Origin of the sequence: Pseudarthrobacter sp. MEB009 (assembly GCF_030208875.1) — a bacterium.
Taxonomy (GTDB): Bacteria; Actinomycetota; Actinomycetes; order Actinomycetales; family Micrococcaceae; genus Arthrobacter.
The window spans coordinates 88,505-105,669 of the sequence record NZ_JARVTC010000002.1; the positions used below are offsets into that span (position 1 = coordinate 88,505).

General features: G+C 66.3%; 16 protein-coding genes and 2 tRNA genes. 12 read left to right on the forward strand and 6 right to left on the reverse strand.

All coding sequences use genetic code 11. The features are described 5' to 3' along the window. Positions 1-14: 14 nt before the first annotated feature. The gene (ettA, locus tag QRN07_RS00580) at positions 15-1,697 is read left to right on the forward strand and encodes an energy-dependent translational throttle protein EttA (protein ID WP_050684738.1); all 1,683 of its coding nucleotides are present in this window, start codon (positions 15-17) and stop codon (positions 1,695-1,697) included. Positions 1,698-1,784: 87 nt separating this feature from the next. On the opposite strand, the gene QRN07_RS00585 is transcribed toward ettA, so the two are convergent. Then, on the reverse strand, positions 1,785-2,711 hold the full coding sequence (locus QRN07_RS00585) for an acyl-CoA thioesterase (RefSeq protein ID WP_056597794.1): 927 nt from the start codon (positions 2,709-2,711) through the stop codon (positions 1,785-1,787). A 63-nt stretch (positions 2,712-2,774) separates the two neighbouring features. Between QRN07_RS00585 and QRN07_RS00590 the strand changes: the two genes are divergently transcribed. Continuing rightward, entirely contained in the window at positions 2,775-3,434 is a 660-nt protein-coding gene (locus tag QRN07_RS00590) for a DUF8185 domain-containing protein (protein ID WP_285240117.1), read from the forward strand. Positions 3,435-3,521: 87 nt separating this feature from the next. Here the strand turns inward: QRN07_RS00590 and QRN07_RS00595 are convergent, their stop codons facing one another. Together QRN07_RS00595 and QRN07_RS00600 are read right to left on the reverse strand one after the other, a co-directional pair. Then, positions 3,522-3,965 carry a globin gene (locus QRN07_RS00595; protein ID WP_050684735.1) on the reverse strand — a complete coding sequence of 148 codons (444 nt, stop codon included), beginning with the start codon at positions 3,963-3,965 and terminating at the stop codon, positions 3,522-3,524. Between the two features lies 1 nt (position 3,966). Then, positions 3,967-4,650, reverse strand: coding sequence for a mechanosensitive ion channel family protein (locus QRN07_RS00600; protein ID WP_285240118.1), 684 nt, complete (start codon positions 4,648-4,650; stop codon positions 3,967-3,969). Between the two features lie 68 nt (positions 4,651-4,718). Between QRN07_RS00600 and QRN07_RS00605 the strand changes: the two genes are divergently transcribed. Further along, positions 4,719-5,714, forward strand: coding sequence for an NAD-dependent epimerase/dehydratase family protein (locus tag QRN07_RS00605; protein ID WP_285240119.1), 996 nt, complete (start codon positions 4,719-4,721; stop codon positions 5,712-5,714). On the opposite strand, the gene QRN07_RS00610 is transcribed toward QRN07_RS00605, so the two are convergent. Both QRN07_RS00610 and pepN read right to left on the reverse strand, forming a co-directional pair. Next, a complete protein-coding gene (locus tag QRN07_RS00610; protein ID WP_197273532.1) occupies positions 5,711-6,187 on the reverse strand; it encodes an OsmC family protein in 477 nt (158 codons plus the stop codon). The genes QRN07_RS00605 and QRN07_RS00610 overlap by 4 nt on opposite strands. A 10-nt stretch (positions 6,188-6,197) precedes the next feature. Beyond that, positions 6,198-8,750: an aminopeptidase N gene (pepN, locus tag QRN07_RS00615; RefSeq protein WP_285240120.1), complete on the reverse strand. Its 2,553-nt coding sequence runs from the start codon at positions 8,748-8,750 to the stop codon at positions 6,198-6,200. 166 nt (positions 8,751-8,916) lie between these two features. On the opposite strand from pepN, the gene QRN07_RS00620 reads away from it, so the two are divergent. The 3 genes from QRN07_RS00620 (at position 8,917) to QRN07_RS00630 (ending at position 11,455) form a co-directional block, all read left to right on the forward strand. Beyond that, positions 8,917-9,933 carry a hypothetical protein gene (locus tag QRN07_RS00620; protein ID WP_056597800.1) on the forward strand — a complete coding sequence of 339 codons (1,017 nt, stop codon included), beginning with the start codon at positions 8,917-8,919 and terminating at the stop codon, positions 9,931-9,933. Positions 9,934-10,004: 71 nt separating this feature from the next. Beyond that, positions 10,005-10,499, forward strand: a complete 495-nt coding sequence (locus QRN07_RS00625; RefSeq protein ID WP_285240121.1) for a ribose-5-phosphate isomerase — start codon at positions 10,005-10,007, stop codon at positions 10,497-10,499. Next, positions 10,499-11,455: an Fpg/Nei family DNA glycosylase gene (locus QRN07_RS00630; RefSeq protein ID WP_285240122.1), complete on the forward strand. Its 957-nt coding sequence runs from the start codon at positions 10,499-10,501 to the stop codon at positions 11,453-11,455. The genes QRN07_RS00625 and QRN07_RS00630 overlap by 1 nt, the downstream gene beginning before the upstream one ends. 48 nt (positions 11,456-11,503) lie before the next feature. Here QRN07_RS00630 and QRN07_RS00635 read toward each other — a convergent pair. Next, positions 11,504-11,577, reverse strand: a tRNA-Gly gene (locus tag QRN07_RS00635). 143 nt (positions 11,578-11,720) lie between these two features. On the opposite strand from QRN07_RS00635, the gene QRN07_RS00640 reads away from it, so the two are divergent. The 6 genes from QRN07_RS00640 to QRN07_RS00665 all read left to right on the forward strand — a co-directional run bounded on the left by QRN07_RS00640 (position 11,721) and on the right by QRN07_RS00665 (position 16,964). Further along, positions 11,721-11,795, forward strand: a tRNA-Pro gene (locus QRN07_RS00640). An 83-nt stretch (positions 11,796-11,878) separates the two neighbouring features. After that, positions 11,879-13,273, forward strand: a complete 1,395-nt coding sequence (tig, locus tag QRN07_RS00645) for a trigger factor (protein ID WP_050684728.1) — start codon at positions 11,879-11,881, stop codon at positions 13,271-13,273. A gap of 231 nt (positions 13,274-13,504) precedes the next feature. Further along, positions 13,505-14,128, forward strand: a complete 624-nt coding sequence (locus tag QRN07_RS00650; protein WP_050684727.1) for an ATP-dependent Clp protease proteolytic subunit — start codon at positions 13,505-13,507, stop codon at positions 14,126-14,128. Positions 14,129-14,163: 35 nt separating this feature from the next. Continuing rightward, on the forward strand, positions 14,164-14,823 hold the full coding sequence (locus QRN07_RS00655) for an ATP-dependent Clp protease proteolytic subunit (protein ID WP_050684778.1): 660 nt from the start codon (positions 14,164-14,166) through the stop codon (positions 14,821-14,823). 178 nt (positions 14,824-15,001) lie between these two features. Further along, positions 15,002-16,282 carry an ATP-dependent Clp protease ATP-binding subunit ClpX gene (clpX, locus tag QRN07_RS00660; RefSeq protein WP_050684726.1) on the forward strand — a complete coding sequence of 427 codons (1,281 nt, stop codon included), beginning with the start codon at positions 15,002-15,004 and terminating at the stop codon, positions 16,280-16,282. A gap of 67 nt (positions 16,283-16,349) precedes the next feature. Then, a complete protein-coding gene (locus QRN07_RS00665; RefSeq protein WP_050684725.1) occupies positions 16,350-16,964 on the forward strand; it encodes a mycothiol-dependent nitroreductase Rv2466c family protein in 615 nt (204 codons plus the stop codon). Positions 16,965-17,165: the final 201 nt, after the last annotated feature.

Here is a 17,165-nt window from a genome sequence, read left to right on the forward strand (position 1 = left end):
GTAGATTTGGAAGCATGGCGGAATTTATCTACACAATGACCAAGGCCCGCAAGGCTGTTGGCGAAAAACTCATTCTCGACGACGTAAGCATGTCTTTCTTCCCTGGCGCCAAGATCGGTGTCGTGGGCCCGAACGGTGCCGGTAAGTCCACCATCCTGAAAATCATGGCCGGACTGGACACCCCCTCCAACGGCGAGGCCCGGCTCAGCGCCGGCTACACCGTGGGGATCCTGCTGCAGGAACCGCCGCTCAATGAGGAAAAGACTGTCCTGGGCAATGTCCAGGAAGGCGTCGGCGAGATCTACGGCAAAATCCAACGCTTCAACGAAATCTCCGAAGAGATGGCCAGCCCCGACGCTGACTACGATGTCCTCCTCGAAGAGATGGGCCAGCTGCAGGAAGCCATCGACGCCGCCGACGCGTGGGACCTCGACTCCCAGCTGGAGCAGGCCATGGATGCGCTCCGCTGCCCGCCTGCCGATGCGGACGTCACCACCCTCTCCGGTGGTGAGCGCCGTCGCGTGGCCCTCTGCAAGCTCCTCCTGCAAAAGCCGGACCTGCTCCTCCTCGACGAGCCCACCAACCACCTCGACGCCGAGAGCGTGCTCTGGCTCGAACAGCACCTTTCGTCCTACGCCGGCGCAGTCCTGGCCGTAACCCACGACCGGTACTTCCTGGACCACGTGGCCCAGTGGATCGCCGAAGTGGACCGCGGCCACCTGTACCCGTACGAAGGCAACTACTCCACGTACCTGGAGAAGAAGCGCGCCCGCCTGGAAGTCCAGGGCAAAAAGGACGCCAAGCAGGCCAAGCGCCTCACCGAGGAACTCGAGTGGGTCCGCTCCAACGCCAAGGGCCGCCAGACCAAGTCCAAAGCCCGCCTGGCACGCTACGAGGAGATGGCAGCCGAGGCTGACCGGACCCGCAAACTCGACTTCGAGGAAATCCAGATCCCGCCGGGCCCGCGCCTGGGTGGCCTGGTCCTGGAGGCCAAGAACCTCCAGAAGGGCTTCGATGACCGCGTCCTGATCGATGGGCTGTCCTTCACGCTGCCCCGCAACGGCATTGTGGGTGTCATCGGCCCCAACGGGGTGGGCAAGTCCACACTGTTCAAAACCATCGTCGGGCTGGAACCGCTCGACGGCGGCGAACTGAAGATCGGCGACTCGGTCAAGATCTCCTACGCTGACCAGAGCCGCGGCGGCATCGACCCCAACAAAACCCTGTGGGAAGTCGTCTCCGACGGACTCGACTACATCCAGGTGGGCCACGTCGAAATGCCGTCCCGCGCCTACGTCGCCGCTTTCGGTTTCAAGGGCCCGGACCAGCAGAAGAAGGCCGGCGTCCTCTCCGGCGGTGAGCGCAACCGGCTGAACCTGGCACTGACGCTCAAGCAGGGCGGAAACCTGCTCCTCCTCGATGAGCCCACCAACGACCTCGACGTCGAAACCCTCAGCAGCCTCGAAAACGCGCTGCTCGAATTCCCCGGCTGCGCCGTGGTGGTATCGCACGACCGCTGGTTCCTGGACCGGGTGGCCACCCACATCCTGGCCTACGAAGGTGACGAAGAGAACCCCTCCAAGTGGTACTGGTTCGAGGGCAACTTCGAGTCCTACGAGGAGAACAAAGTGGAGCGGCTGGGACCTGACGCGGCCAAGCCGCACCGGGTGACCCACCGCCGCCTGACCCGCGACTGATCAGCCCGCGGCAGACAGCACCGCTGAACCACCGAAGGACGGCCCCCGGAAGGGGTGCCGTCCTTCGGCGTTAAACCGGGACGCGCGCTATTGACCGGGCCGGGCGGCTTCGGCCGGAACCCGGACCATGCCTTCCTGGGCCACGGACGCAACATGTTCCCCGGCCCGGTTGAAGATCTTCCCCGTGGCCAGGCCGCGCGCACCGTGCGCGCTGGGTGACTCCTGGACGTAGAGCAGCCATTCATCAACGCGGGCGGGCCGGTGCCACCACATGGCGTGGTCCAGGCTGGCCACGTTCATGCCGGGTGTGATCCAGCTCAGCCCGTGGCGCCGCAGGATGGACTCAAGCAGGGTGTAGTCGCTGGCGTAGGCCAGGGCGGCCCGGTGCAGGTTGGGATCGTCCGGCATGGGCCCGAACGTCTTCATCCAGACAGCATTCGTGGCCGCACGCTCACCCTTCGCCGACACGTACAGCGGCGGGTCCACGTGGCGGATGTCGAACGGCCGCTCGTAGGCCCAGTGCCGGGCCACGGGATGATCAAAACCGCCCAGCAGGTCCGCGGTGCTGGGCAGGGACTCCGGGTCCGGGATGCCTTCGGGCATGGCGGATGCGTGCTCCACTCCTTCGTCCTCCACCTGGAACGACGCGATCATCGACAGGATGGGCACCCCGTCCTGGTAGGCGTGGACCCGCCGTGCGGAGAAGGACCGGCCGTCCCGGAGCCGCTGCACGCCAAAGGTGATGGGTTTGTTCGCATCGCCGGGCCGCAGGAAGTAGCCGTGCATGGAATGGACGGCCCGGCCGTCCGCCACAGTCCGGATGGAGGCGACAAGCGACTGCGCCAGGACCTGGCCGCCAAACACCCGCTGATGGGGCTGCTGCTGCGAGGGCCCCAGGAAAATATCCTCATCCGTCCGTGCGCCCTCCAGATGGCCAAGGTCCAGAAGGGTGATCAGCGATGAGGTGGGGTCGCCGCTGGGTGGCGCCAGCAGTCCGGCTTCGGCTTCAGTCATGGTTCGACTCTAGACGGCGCCCCGAAGCGGCTCAACCGGACGGCAGCCGGTAGTGTTCTTGGTGTGTCTGATCTGCTTACGTCATCCTTCCGCTTCGCCGACCCGCGGGATCTCGCGGACCTGAAGACCTTCGCCACCCGCGCCAAGGCCATTGATGACGGCGCCATCCGGCTGCAGGCCGCCGGCACCGTCCTGGCCGCCTACGTCTGTGTGCTGCGGCCCCGCGCTCTGGGCGAATCGACGCCCACCATCCTGGGCCTGCGCACCATGGCGCTGGCCCAGCCGTCCGGCACGGACGTCACGGTGCCGATCAGCGCGGTCCTGGACCGGCTGGCGCGGGCGGGGGAGCACGACGTCGACCTGCCGGTTCCGCCGTCCACGGTCACCGAATCGTGGACCGGAGTCAGTGCGCCCCGCGGCGGGTGGGAACGCATTGGCAGCATCAGCGACGCCGACCTGCGTGCTGCGGCCGAAGCCGGCATCACCGAAGTAGCGGGCATCGTCCCCGACAAACCAGGCGCCTTGATCGTCAGCAACGCCCGCGCAGCCGTGTGGGGGCGTGACCTGGACGGCAGCGGGCTGCCGGCCGGGGCTGCCTTCGCCGCCCTGACCCTGGGTTTCCTCGGAACCGGGGAGCAGGCCCTGTTCCGGGCCGGCCGCTGGTTCCGGCTCTCCGGCGACCGCGGCCACGTCCTGGCCCGTACAGGCAGCGGCCTCGGCTGAACAGCGGCCCCGGCCGAAGCCGGCAACCGCGCCTGAACCGGGCCCCGGCCCCGCGCGCCTCAGCAGGCTACCGGCCCGGCCGCCCGGTCAGGATGAGGGACTGTTGACCATGGACAGCGCCGCGCGCTCCATGTAGTCCCACAACGTGCCCTCGTACAACGGCGGAAGGGCCAGGGCGTCCACGGCAGTGCGCATGTGGAAGAGCCAACGGTCCTTGGCTTCGGGCGTGACCTGGAACGGCATGTGCCGCATCCGCAGGCGCGGGTGGCCGCGTTCCTCGCCGTACGTGGTGGGGCCACCCCAGTACTGCTCCAGGAACATCAGGAAGCGGCGCTTCGCCGGCGCCAGGTCCTCCTCCGGATACATGGGCCGGAGCAGCGGATCTGTGGCGACGCCGTCGTAGAAAACGTCGATCAGTTTCACGAACGTCCCGTGGCCGCCCACGGCGTCGTAAAAATTGTCCGTGTACCCGGGCTTGCTGAACGGATCGTTCTGCATCAGGGGCCGCTGCGGCTCCAGGGGGAGACTCATGCTATTCGCCGGCTTTCTGTTCGGTTTTGCGTGGTTCGGCGTACTCGGCCGGAGCCATCAGGCCCGCGGCGGGTTCCTGCACGGGGGCCACGTACCGGCCCTGGGACCTGTTACCCACCCGGAGGATCTCGCCGTTGCGGAGGTACCAGATGGCGCCGTCGTCGGACCGGACCCGGGTGATCCGCAGGCCCATGGACTCCACAACGCCCACAACTTCGCTGGTCTCGATCACGTCTCCGATGCCGTACTGGTCCTCGATGGTGATGAAGATCCCGGCAAGGAAGTCGCGGATCAACTGCTGGGCGCCGAAGCCGATGGCCACACCCAGGATGCCCACGCTGGTCAGCAGCGGCGCGATGTTGATGTCCAGGTTCTGCAGCACGTACATGCTGGTGATCACCACCACCAGGACTCCCACAATGCTGTTCAGCAGGGAACCGATGGTTTCCGCGCGCTGGACCCGGCGTTCGTGGTCCAGGGCACGCAGCGCGGGGGCCACCCACTTAAAGGTGCGTTTTTTGAAGAAGTTGCTGCCGGCCGCCACCCGCTTGGTGATACGGGCAATCGCAAACGTGGCGATCAGCCAAAAGGCGATCCCGATCCCGATGCTGATAACGATTCCCGTGAAGCTGATGCCGTCGGGCGCTGCGGCTGCGTTGGGAAGGATGGACGTGATGCTGGCCATAAGCGGGAAATACTCCTTGGGGTGGGGGGGTCTGTTCCCTTTCAACAGTAGCGCCGTACGGTGGACCAATGCGCATTCTTGTCCTGGGTGGTACCGCCTTCCTGTCCGCAGAAATCGTCCGCCAGGGGGTGGCCCTGGGGCACCGTGTCACGTGCCTGGCCCGCGGAACCACGCGGATCCCGCCCGACGGCGCCACCTGGCTTAAAACGGACCGTTCACTGGGAGCGGAAGTCTACGCCGCGGCCGCCCGGCAGGACTGGGATGCCGTCATCGAGGTGGCCCGGGACCCGGCCCTGGCGAAAGGCGCGCTGGCCGCCCTTGCCGGCCGGACTGCACACTGGACCTTCGTCTCCACCAGCTCCGTCTACGCCGACAACTCGGTCCCGGGTGCGGCGGAGGACGCCGCGCTGCTGCCGTCCCTGCCTGCCGGTGCGGAGGCCACACCGGAAACCTACGGTGCGGCGAAGGCAGCCATCGAGGCAGCCACCCTGGCAGCCACGGAAGGCCGGGCCCACCTGTGCCGGGCCGGGCTGATCAGTGGCCCGGGCGACAGCACTGACCGGTACGGCTACTGGCCGGGCAGGTTCGCCCGGGGCGGCAGCCCCGTCCTGGTCCCGGCCATCGCCGCCCACCCCACCCAGATCATCGACGCGCGGGACCTGGCGGCCTGGCTCCTGCAGGCTGCGGAGCAGGGGACCACCGGAACCCTCAATGCCATTGGGGACGCCGTCCCCTTCGGCAGCTACATCGAGGCGTCCCGTGCGGCGGCCGGCCACCGCGGCGGAACTGTGGAAGCTGACGTGGAGTTCCTGGCCGCGGAAGGCGTGGCGTACTGGGCCGGACCGGACTCCCTGCCGCTGTGGCTCCCGCCAGGAAACGACGGTTTTATGGCACGCAGCAACACCGCGGCGAAGGCGGCCGGCCTGACGCTGCGGCCCTTGCAGGAGACCGTCGAAGACACGCTGCTGGACGAGCGGCACCGCGGTCTGGACCGGCCCCGGAAAGCGGGGCTCAGCCCCGCCACCGAGGCCCGCCTGGTCGGCGCCCTCACGAACGGCCCCTAGGCCACCAGCGTCACCGGCCGGTGCTGCACCGGAAAGTTGACGCTCCGGGCGATGAAACACACCTTATTGGCTTCATGGTGCAGCGTTTCCGCCAGCCCGGCCTGCCCGGCGTCGGCCACGGTGACCTGAGGGTTCAGCGTCACGGACTCGAACTGGCCGCTGCCGTCCCGGTTCAGCCGCATCATCCCGGTGGCCTCATCGCGGTAATCCAGCACCGTCACGCCGTGCTGCACCGCCACATGCAGGAAGGACAGCATGTGGCACTGCGCCAGGGCAGCCAGCAGCAGCTGCTCGGGATTGAAGCGCTCCCGGTCCCCGTGGAACGTGGGGTCGGCCGAACCCTTGAGGACGGGCAGCCCGGGGATCAGCACGTTGTGGTCCCGCGAATAATCGCGGTACCCGGATGTTCCGGTCCCCAGGTTGCCCGTCCATTGGACCGCGAGGGCGTAGTGGTGCTCGTGCAGGTTCTTCACGGCCTGTCCTTCAGGCGTCCGCGGCACGGGCCCGCAGCGCACGCGCCACGGCGTCGCGGTTTTCCAGCATCATGCGGCGCAGCGCGGCGCCCTCCGCCGGAAGGCCGGCAAGGAACGCGTCCGTCCGGTCCACGGTGGCCTGCGTTGTCAGCAGGGCGGGGTAGAGGCCGACGACGATCTGCTGGGCGAGTGCGTGGGTCCGGTTTTCGACGATGCCCGGCACAGCCTCGAAATACTTTTCGGCGTACGGCTCGAGCAGGGACCGGTCCCGGACCCGCATGAACCCGGCCACCGCCGAGCCCTGCAGGGCGTTGGACAGGCTGCCCTTGACCACAATCGACTCCCAGGCTGCTGCCTTGGCCGCAGCCTTGGGGATCGCGGCCCCGGCCAGCGCCGCGGCGTTCTGCCCGCTGGCGGTGTTGTCGCGTGCCAGCTCGGCGTCGATTCCGTCCTGGTCCAGCCGGCCGCCTGCCACCAGCGAGGCCACGAGTTCCCAGCGCAGGTCCTGGTCAACGGCGAGCCCTTCCAGCGTGACCGAACCGGCCAGCAGCCCCGCCACGGTGTCCAGCTGAGTGGCGCTTCCGGCGTGGAGCGCAAAAGCCTTGATGAACTGCAGCTGGGCGTCGGAGCCGCCGGGCGCTTTGCCCGCGAGGTCCCAGAGTGTGTCTGCCGCCGCCACCGTGGTGGCTTCGCGGTGATCCCCGGAAACATAGAAGTTCAGCGCCGTCGCCAGTTGGCGGAGCTGGACCAGGATCACCGACGAATCGGTTTCGGCGGCGACGTTCGCCAGGATCAGCCCCACGTACTGCCGGGCCGGCGTCTGGCCGTCCCGGGCCGCGTCCCAGGCCGAGTTCCACACCAGGGTCCGGGGCAGGCTCTGGGCGAAGTCCTTGAGGTGGGCCGTGGCGGTGGCCAGGGACGCCGGATCCAGCCGGACCTTCGCGTAGGCCAGGTCGTCGTCGTTCACCAGCACCAGGTCAGGACGGGCCAGGCCCACCAGGGCAGGCACCTCGGTGCGGGGACCGTCCACGTCCAGTTCCTCGCGGTGCACCCGCTCCAGCTTTCCGGCGGCGGAGAGGTTGTAGAAGCCAACGGCCAGCCGGTGCGGGCGGAGGGTGGGCCACTCCGGAACGGCAGTCTGGGCAATGGCAAAGGAGGTGATGGTGCCGTCGGCGTCCACGTCCAGTTCCGGGGTGAGCGTATTGACGCCCGCAGTTTCCAGCCACTGCTTGCCCCAGCTGTCCAGTTCCCGGCCGCTGGCCTTTTCCAGTTCCACCATGAGGTCGCTGAGCTCGGTGTTCCGCCAGGAATGCTTCGCGAAGTATTCGCGCACTCCGGCCATGAACTGCTCCGGCCCAACCCAGGCCACCAGCTGCCGGAGCACGGAGGCGCCCTTGGCGTAGGTGATCCCGTCGAAGTTCACCTCCACGTCCTGCAGGTCGTTGATGTCGGCGAAGATCGGGTGGGTGGTTGGCAGCTGGTCCTGGCGGTACGCCCAGGACTTCTCCACCGACGCGAACGTGGTCCAGGCACTGGTGAAGGAGGTGGCTTCCACCGCCGCCAGGTGCGACATGTATTCGGCAAAGGACTCGTTGAGCCACAGGTCGTTCCACCAGCGCATGGTCACCAGGTCGCCGAACCACATGTGCGCCAGCTCGTGGAGCACGGTGATGGCCCGGCGCTCCACCTGGGCGCCGGTGACCTTGCCGCGGAACACGTAGCCTTCCAGGATGGTTACCGCACCGGCGTTCTCCATGGCGCCCGCATTGAACTCGGGCACAAACAGCTGGTCATACTTTTCGAACGGGTAGGGGCAACCGAACTGGGCCTCGAAGAACCCGAAGCCCTGCCGGGTGAGCTCAAAGATGTTCTCCGCGTCGAGGTACTGCATCAGGGACTTCCGGGCGAAAACACCCAGCGGGATGACCCGCCCGTCGGAGCTGGTCACTTCGGACCGGACCGACTGGTACGGCCCGGCGATCAGGGCTGTGACGTAGGAGGACAGCCGCGGGGTGGGCGCGAACGTCCACACGGACCGGGCTCCGCCGTCGTCGCCGGGCTCGGCAGGCGCGGGCGCCGGGGTGGGGGAGTTGGAGATCAGGTCCCAGTGGGACGGGGCGGTGACGGTGAAGGCGAACGTGGCCTTCAGGTCGGGCTGTTCGAACACGGCAAACATTCGGCGGGAATCGGGAACCTCGAACTGCGTGTAGAGGTACACCTCGCCGTCCACGGGGTCCACAAACCGGTGCAGGCCTTCACCGGTGTTCATGTACGGCGCATCGGCCACCACGGTGAGCTCGTTCCGCTCCGCCAGGTCCGGCAGCTGGATCCGGACGCCGTCCGAGACCGTGGCGGGATCCAGGCTGCGGCCATTGAGGGTCACGCTGTGCACGGTGCGGGTAACGGCGTCGATGAAGGTGGATGAGCCGGGAACGGCCCCGAACGCCACGGTGGTGGTGCTGCCGAAGACCTCTCCGCCCCGGGTCAGGTCCAGGCTGACCTCGTAGAAATCGACGGTGATCAGGTCAGCGCGGCCGCGTGCTTCGGCGCGAGTCAGGTTCATGCCCGGCAAAGTGGTCCTCCAGAGAAGTTGGTGTGCCGCCGGCGGTGGCCGGCGTTGGCACTGATCATTCTTGCACTGCCTGCCCCCATGGCAAGTTGCGCCGGTCACAGCCACCGGCCGCGCCGGCCGGGACCTCGGGCGGCCAGGGCGGGAGTAGCGTTGGAGCATGGGAAAGTTCCGGGATTCGGTGGATGCCAAGGCGCTGCGCTTTGCGCTGGGGTTCCCTGTCCTCCTCGCCGTTGCCTTTGTGGTGTCCGCGTCCTTGCTGCGGCCTGACCTTCCGGAGCCGCTCGCCATCCGGTGGACGGCCGACGGCGGCGCCTCCTTTGCGCCGTTCGGCGCCTACGTGGGGTGGGGGGCAGCCCTGGTGGTGGCCTGCGGCTGGCTGGTTCTGCTCCAGGCCGTGCCGCTGAACAGGCCGGTGCTGATGCGGCGCATCATGATGGGCGCCGGGCTCTTCCTCGCCCTGTTCATCACCACGGTCCTGGCCGCCGGAATGGTGGGCCAGGCCGGTCTGGCGGACGCCCGCGACTCCCACGTCGACGCGATCGTCCTGGCCAGCGGCAGCGGCGCCGCCGTGGCACTGGGCGTCATCATGGCGTTCGTCTACAAGGCGGACCGGCAGTGGTCCCCGGACGATGACCGTGCCCTGCAGTCGGCGATCGCCCGCGAACTGGATCCAGAGCTGGCGGCGGACACCATCCGCTTCTGGGTGCACGCCCGCAGCTCGGTCTTTGTGATGATCGGCATCGGTTCCCTGTTCCCGGCGGCCCTGCTTGCCATCGCTGTCCCCTGGCTCGGTGCTGTCCTGGTGCTGGTTGCAGCCCTCGCGGCCGCTTTCCTCTTTGCCCGCGTCACCGCGGACCGGGCCGGCCTGAAAGTCCTGGTGGCCGGCGTGGTACCCGTGATGGACGTCCCCGCGGGGGCCATCGCCACCGCCGCCGCGTCGGACCTGAAAGCCGCCGACTACGGCGGGTGGGGCTACCGGCACCACGGCGGCACCGCAGCCCTGCTCGTCAGCAGTGGACCCGCCGTCGTCGTCCGCAAAACCGACGGCGGCAGGCTGGCCGTCAGCGGCGGCAGCCAGGCAACCGCCGCCAGGCTGGCCGATGTGCTCACCCGGGTGGCCGAACGGGCCAGGCGGAGCGGACCGACATCCGCCGCCGGGCAACCACCGTCCTAGTACTCTTGTCCTGTTGTTCCCTTGCTCCCGGGGCCGGCCGCAGCGCCCCCAAACCGAACGGATTCAAGCTCGTGACTTCTACTCCTGCCTTCCCGCGGGTCCACATTGCCACCGACCACGCGGGCATGGAACTCAGCGCCCACCTGGTCCAGCACCTCACCGCAACGGGCTACGACGTGGTGGACCACGGACCCAAGGAGTACGACGCCCTGGACGACTACCCCTCCTTCTGCATCAACGCCGCCCGCGCCGTTGTGGCGGACCAGGAAGCAGGCGTCCACGCGCTGGGCATCGTGCTGGGCGGCTCCGGCAACGGCGAGCAGATTGCCGCCAACAAGGTCCGGGGCGTCCGGGCCGCCCTCGCCTGGAACCTTTCCACGGCCACCCTGGCCCGGGAACACAACGACGCCAACGTGGTGGCTGTGGGCGGCCGCCAGCACACGGTCGAGGAAGCCACCGCCCTCATCGAGGCGTTCCTGGCCGAGCCCTTCAGCAACGACGAGCGCCACGTGCGCCGGATCGGCAAGATCGCGGCCTATGAAACCACCGGCGAGGTCATCGACTAGTGCCGGAAGGGCATTCAGTCCGGCGCCTGGCCCGGCAGTTCGGCGACGTCTTCACTGGCCAGGCCCTGACCGTAACCAGCCCCCAGGGCCGGTTCAGCGCCGGCGCCGCGCTGCTTGACGGCCACACCATGGTTGCCGTCGAAGCCCACGGCAAGCACCTGTTCCTGCACTTCGGGAACGCGCTGGTGCTGCACGTGCACCTGGGCCTGTACGGGGCGTGGAGCTTCGGGGGCGACAGCAGCTTCGCCGGTGCTTCCAGCATCGGTGCGCCCCGCAGGGTGGGGGAGCGGGAAACCACGGCGGACCCTGACGACGGCGGCCTGCCGTACGAAGGCCCGCCCGCTCCGGTGGGGGCCGTCCGGGTCCGCCTGGCCGGCCCCCACGGCTGGGCGGATCTCCGCGGCGCCACGACGTGCGAAACCATTACCGAAGCGGAGGTACAGGCCGTCCTGGACCGGCTGGGCCCGGACCCGCTGCGGAACCTCCGCGGCGATGCGGGCCGCTTCGCCGCGAACCTGGCCGGCCGGAAACCCACCATCGCCGCGCTCCTGATGGACCAGAAGATCATCGCCGGGGTGGGGAACGTCTACCGGGCAGAGGTGCTGTTCCGGCAGCGGCTGGACCCCTACCTTCCCGGCGGGTCGCTCAGTGACGCCGCCGCGCGCAAGCTGTGGCGCGACGTCGTCAGCCTCATGACCGACGGGGTGGCGGACGGCCGGATCATCACCACGGCCGCCAAATACTGGACCCGGCGGAACGGAAAAACCGGCCGGGTCAGGAGCGCGGACGGCACCTTGTCGCTGCCCGCGAAAACCGCTGCCATTCCCGTCCGGGCGGACGCGCACTACGTCTACAAACGCAACGGGCTGCCCTGCAGGGTCTGCGGGACCGTGGTCCTGGCCGCCGAACTGGTGGGCCGCAACCTGTACTGGTGCCCGGTCTGCCAGCAGTCCTGACGGCACGCCAAATACAAAAGGACCCCTCAGGCGAGGGGTCCTTTTTGTTGGAGGGGACGACGGGAATCGAACCCGCGTAATCAGTTTGGAAGACTGAGGCTTTACCATTAAGCTACGTCCCCGAAAGAAGCTCCATTCCACTATATACGTGGGCGGGAATCTTCGGGCTGGCTGTTCAAGCCGGATACAACTAAACCTAATCGATGGCCTACGTGTCAAATGTGCAAACTGGGCGCGTATCACCGTAGACTTGCCTGTGCACTTACGGGGTGTAGCTCAGCTTGGCTAGAGCACCTGCTTTGGGAGCAGGAAGTCGCAGGTTCAAATCCTGTCACCCCGACTCTGCCGCCCGGACCGCCAGGCCCGGACAGAAAAATGCGTTTGATTGACAATCCATCCCCCAACCCCAGGAGTACTTAGACCGTGAAGAGCGCTGTCGAGAACCTCACCCCCACGCGGGTCAAGCTCAATGTTGAGGTCCCCTTCGAGGAACTGAAGCCCAGCATCGACTCGGCCTACAAGACCGTTGCTTCGCAGATCCAGGTTCCTGGTTTCCGTAAGGGCAAGGTCCCCGCCAAGCTCATCGACCAGCGCGTCGGCCGCGGCTACGTCCTGGAAACCGCCATCAATGATGGCCTCAACGGCTGGTACCAGGCGGCCGTGCAGGAATCCGGCATCCGCCCGCTGAGCCGTCCCGAGGTTGAAATCACCGAGGTTCCGGACCCCACCGCCACCGACGGCGGCCTGAAGTTCGCCGCCGAGGTTGACGTCCGCCCCGAGATTGAACTGCCCGATTACGCCGGAATCACGGTCGAGGTTGCTGCAGCCGAATCCTCCGACGAGGACGTGGACAAGGCCCTGGACGAACTGCGCGGCCGCTTCGGCACGCTCAAGTCCGTGGACCGTCCCGCCGCTGACGGTGACTTCCTCACCATCGACATCACCGCCACCATCGAGGGCGACGATGTGGACACCGCGTCCGGCCTGTCCTACCAGGTTGGCGCCGGCACCATGCTCGAGGGCCTCGACGAAGCCGTCACCGGCCTCAGCGCCGACGAGGACGCCATCTTCAACACCACTCTGGTGGGCGGCGAGCACGCCGGCGAAGCAGCACAGGTCAAGGTTGTTGTGACCGCTGTCAAGGAACGCGAACTTCCCGAAGCGAACGATGACTTCGCTCAGCTCGCCTCCGAGTTCGACACCCTTGTTGAGCTCCGTGAGGACCTCGCCAAGCAGGCTGCCGACTCCAAGGTTGTTGAGCAGGGCGTCGAAGCCCGCGACAAGGTCCTGGACAAGCTCGTTGAGCTCGTTGAGGTTCCCGTGCCGGATTCGGTCGTCGAAGAGCAGCTCGAAGCCCACTTCAAGGAGGGCAATGGCCACGGTGAAGGCGAGCACGACACCGAGGAGCACCGCGAGGAGATCCGGGTCAACACCGCCCGCGCCTTCCAGAACGAAATCATCCTCGACGCCATCGCCGAAAAGGAAGAAGTGGACGTCAGCCAGAACGAGCTGATCGACTACATCGTCACCACCGCGAGCCAGTACGGCATGGACCCGAACCAGTTCGCCCAGATCATTGATCAGAGCGGCCAGGTCCCCATGATGGTATCCGAGGTCCGCCGCCGCAAGGCACTGGCTGTTGTCCTCGGTCAGGCCACCGTGACCGACACCGACGGCAAGACCGTTGACCTGAGCGACTTCGTCCGCCCCGGCGGCGAAGACGAAGCTCCCGCAGCTGACGAAGCAGAGGCCGTAACCGCCGATGCCGAGGCTGCAGAAGCTCCCGCCGAAGACGAGAAGGCAGCGGCCAAGGCCTAGCCTTCAGCACCTTGTAACCAACGGCCCCCGGATCAATGATCCGGGGGCCGTTCGCGTTAAAGAGCCCCACGCAGCCCATGGTTCGCCGATCGTGCGCCGTCAGCGAACAGCCGTCGGTGCGCGAACAATTCGCCGCTGAAACGGGTTAGTGTCCAAGTAGTGATTTTCAGTGATGTCACCGTCACCAGTGAGAGGTAAGCAAACATGTCACAGCACCCACAGGCACCCCGGATGGCCACCGTCGATCCTGCAGCCCAGGATAGCTACATCTACAACCGCCTCCTCAAGGAGCGGATCATCTGGCTCGGCTCGGAGGTGCGTGACGACAACGCCAACGCCATCTGCTCGCAGCTGCTGCTGCTCTCCGCCGAGAACCCGGAAAAGGACATCTACCTTTACATCAACTCTCCCGGCGGCTCCGTGACGGCCGGCATGGCCATCTACGACACCATGCAGTTCATCCCGAACGACGTCGTTACTGTCGCCACGGGCCTGGCAGCCTCCATGGGGCAGTTCCTGCTCTCCTCCGGCACCAAGGGGAAACGCTACGCCACTCCCAACGCACGTGTCCTGATGCACCAGCCCTCGGGCGGCATCGGCGGTACCGCATCGGACATCAAGATCCAGGCGGAGCTGATCCTGCACATGAAGAAGGTCATGGCCGAACTGACAGCCGACCAGACCGGCCAGAGCGTGGAAACCATCCTCAAGGACAACGACCGCGACAAGTGGTTCACGGCTGACGAGGCCCTTGCCTACGGTTTCTTCGACAAAATTGCGGCGCACGCCGGATCCGTGGCCGGTGGCGGCGGAACTGCCAGCGGCAGCGGCAGCGACTCCGCCGCTTCGAACTAACCGGCACCCAGAAACCCAGATCAGGAGCTATGAACATGAACTACAACTTCGGGTGGTCTGCCGGAAATCTTCCGTCCAGCCGTTACGTCCTGCCCCAGTTCGAGGAGCGCACCCCCTACGGCTTCAAGCGCCAGGACCCGTACACCAAGCTCTTCGAGGACCGCATTATCTTCCTCGGTGTGCAGGTTGACGACGCCTCCGCCGATGACGTCATGGCCCAGCTGCTGGTGCTCGAGTCCACTGACCCGGACCGCGACATCACCCTGTACATCAATTCCCCGGGTGGATCGTTCACGGCCATGACGGCCATCTACGACACCATGCAGTACATCCGGCCCGAGATCCAGACCGTGTGCCTGGGCCAGGCCGCCAGTGCCGCAGCGGTCCTGCTTGCGGCGGGCACCCCGGGTAAGCGCCTGGCGCTGCCCAACGCCCGCGTCCTGATCCACCAGCCGGCACTGTCCGGCGGGCAGGGCGGGCAGGCCTCGGACCTCGAGATCCAGGCTGCCGAAGTGATGCGGATGCGCTCCTGGCTTGAGGACACCCTGGCCCACCACTCGGGCCGGACCTCCGAACAGGTCAACAACGACATCGAGCGCGACAAGATCCTGACCGCAGCCGAGGCGCAGGCCTACGGATTGATCGACCAGGTCCTTGACTCCCGAAAGATCAAGGCACAGGCAATTACCAGGTAGCAGTTCGGCCCAAGGCCGGTGGGACCGCCGTCATTTGGCCCCACCGGCCTTTGCCTTCCACCCTTTGGGACCGAATGTGACCTAGAGTGGAAGGTGTCACACCGGCCAGGCCGGGTGGTGAAGATTCCAGCATCGGCGCAAGGCTGCCCGGCAGCAAGATTCTAAAAGGGGTTTCCATATGGCTCGGATTGGCGAGAGCACGGATCTGCTGAAGTGTTCTTTCTGCGGAAAGAGCCAGAAGCAGGTGCGCAAGCTCATTGCCGGGCCAGGTGTCTACATCTGCGATGAATGCATTGAACTCTGCAATGAAATCATCGAAGAGGAACTGGCCGAAGTAGCAGACCTGGGCAGTTTCGAGCTACCCAAACCCCGCGAGATCTTCGACTTCCTGCAGGAATACGTCATCGGCCAGGAACCGGCCAAACGTTCCCTCGCCGTCGCCGTTTACAACCACTACAAGCGGATCCAGTCGGGCCACGCCCCGAAGGCCGGCAGCCTCGCCGAAGGCGGGCACCACGACGACGTTGAGATCGCCAAGTCCAACATCCTCCTCATCGGGCCCACCGGCTGCGGGAAGACCTACCTCGCCCAGACCCTGGCCCGCCGGCTGAACGTCCCGTTCGCCGTCGCGGACGCCACCGCGCTTACCGAAGCCGGTTACGTGGGCGAGGACGTCGAGAACATCCTCCTGAAACTCATCCAGGCCGCCGATTACGACGTCAAAAAGGCCGAGCAGGGCATCATCTACATCGACGAAATCGACAAGATCTCGCGCAAGAGCGAAAACCCGTCCATCACCCGGGACGTGTCCGGTGAAGGCGTCCAGCAGGCCCTGCTGAAAATCCTGGAGGGCACCGTTGCGTCCGTTCCGCCGCAGGGTGGCCGGAAGCACCCGCACCAGGAATTTATCCAGATCGACACCACCAACGTCCTCTTTATTGTTGCTGGTGCGTTTGCCGGCCTTGAAGAAATCATCGGCTCACGCTCCGGCCGCAAGGGCATCGGCTTCGGCGCCCCACTGAACGAAGCCAGCAAAAAAATCGATTCCTACGGTGAGGTCATGCCGGAGGACCTGCTGAAGTTCGGCCTGATCCCCGAATTCATCGGCCGCCTCCCCGTGATCACCACGGTCTCCAACCTGGACCGGGACGCCCTGATCCAGATCCTTTCCACACCCAAAAACGCCCTGGTGAAGCAGTACCAGAAAATGTTCCAGATTGACGGCGCCGAACTGGTGTTCGACGACGCCGCCCTGGATGCCATCGCGGACCAGGCCCTGGACCGGGGCACCGGCGCCCGCGGCCTGCGGGCCATCATGGAGGAAGTCCTCCTGCCCGTGATGTTCGACCTTCCCAGCCGGGAGGACGTGGCCAGCGTGGTGATCACCGCTGACGTTGTGCTGAAGGGCGCCGAGCCAACCCTCATCCAACACGTCACCAAACGCCGCAAGTCCGCCTGACCGGTTCAACCCCCACATCAGTTGTGGCTGCCCCCTGCGCAGCCGCCCGTTACTGAAGGACCTTCCCATGACTGAATCCGCCAAAAACACTGCCGACTTCTGGTTCGATCCGCTGTGCCCGTTTGCCTGGATCACCTCGCGCTGGATCGGCGAAGTCGAAACCGTCCGCAACATCGAAACTAAATGGCACGTGATGAGCCTTGCCGTTCTGAATGAGGGCCGGGACCTGGACCCCAAGTACCGGGCGTCCATGGACAACGCGTGGGGAATGGTCCGGGTCATTATTGCGGCCCGGGAAGCCCACGGCGAATCCGTGGTCAAGGCCCTTTACGATGCCATGGGAACGCTGATCCACGAAGGTGGGGAGAAGGACCGCTCCCTGGTCATCACCAAGGCGCTGGCCGACTGCGGCCTCCCGGCCGGCCTGGCTGACGCTGCGGATACCGACGCCCACGACGCCAAACTCCGCGCCAGCCACGAAGAGGGCATCTCCCTGGTGGGCCAGGACGTTGGCACCCCCGTGGTGGCATTTAACGGCACCGCGTTCTTCGGCCCTGTCCTTACCCGCATCCCGCGTGGCGAGGACGCCGGGAAACTCTGGGACGCCACAACAGCCCTGGCAGGCTTCCCCTACTTCTTCGAACTGAAGCGCAGCCGCACGGAAGACCCGCAGTTCGGCTAAACCACCGCCACCCAACTGACTCGCAGTTGTTGTCGTTTTGAGCCCTCATAACGACAACAACTGCGAGTCAGTTGGGGCACACGGGCTCCGGCAGAACTACTCTCGTGTAGTTCTGCCGGGGCTCTTGCCATTGGTCCAGGGCAGGACCACAATTGCAGGTACCACCTTCGAAAGAGGGAGGACGCAGGAACCAAAGATCCA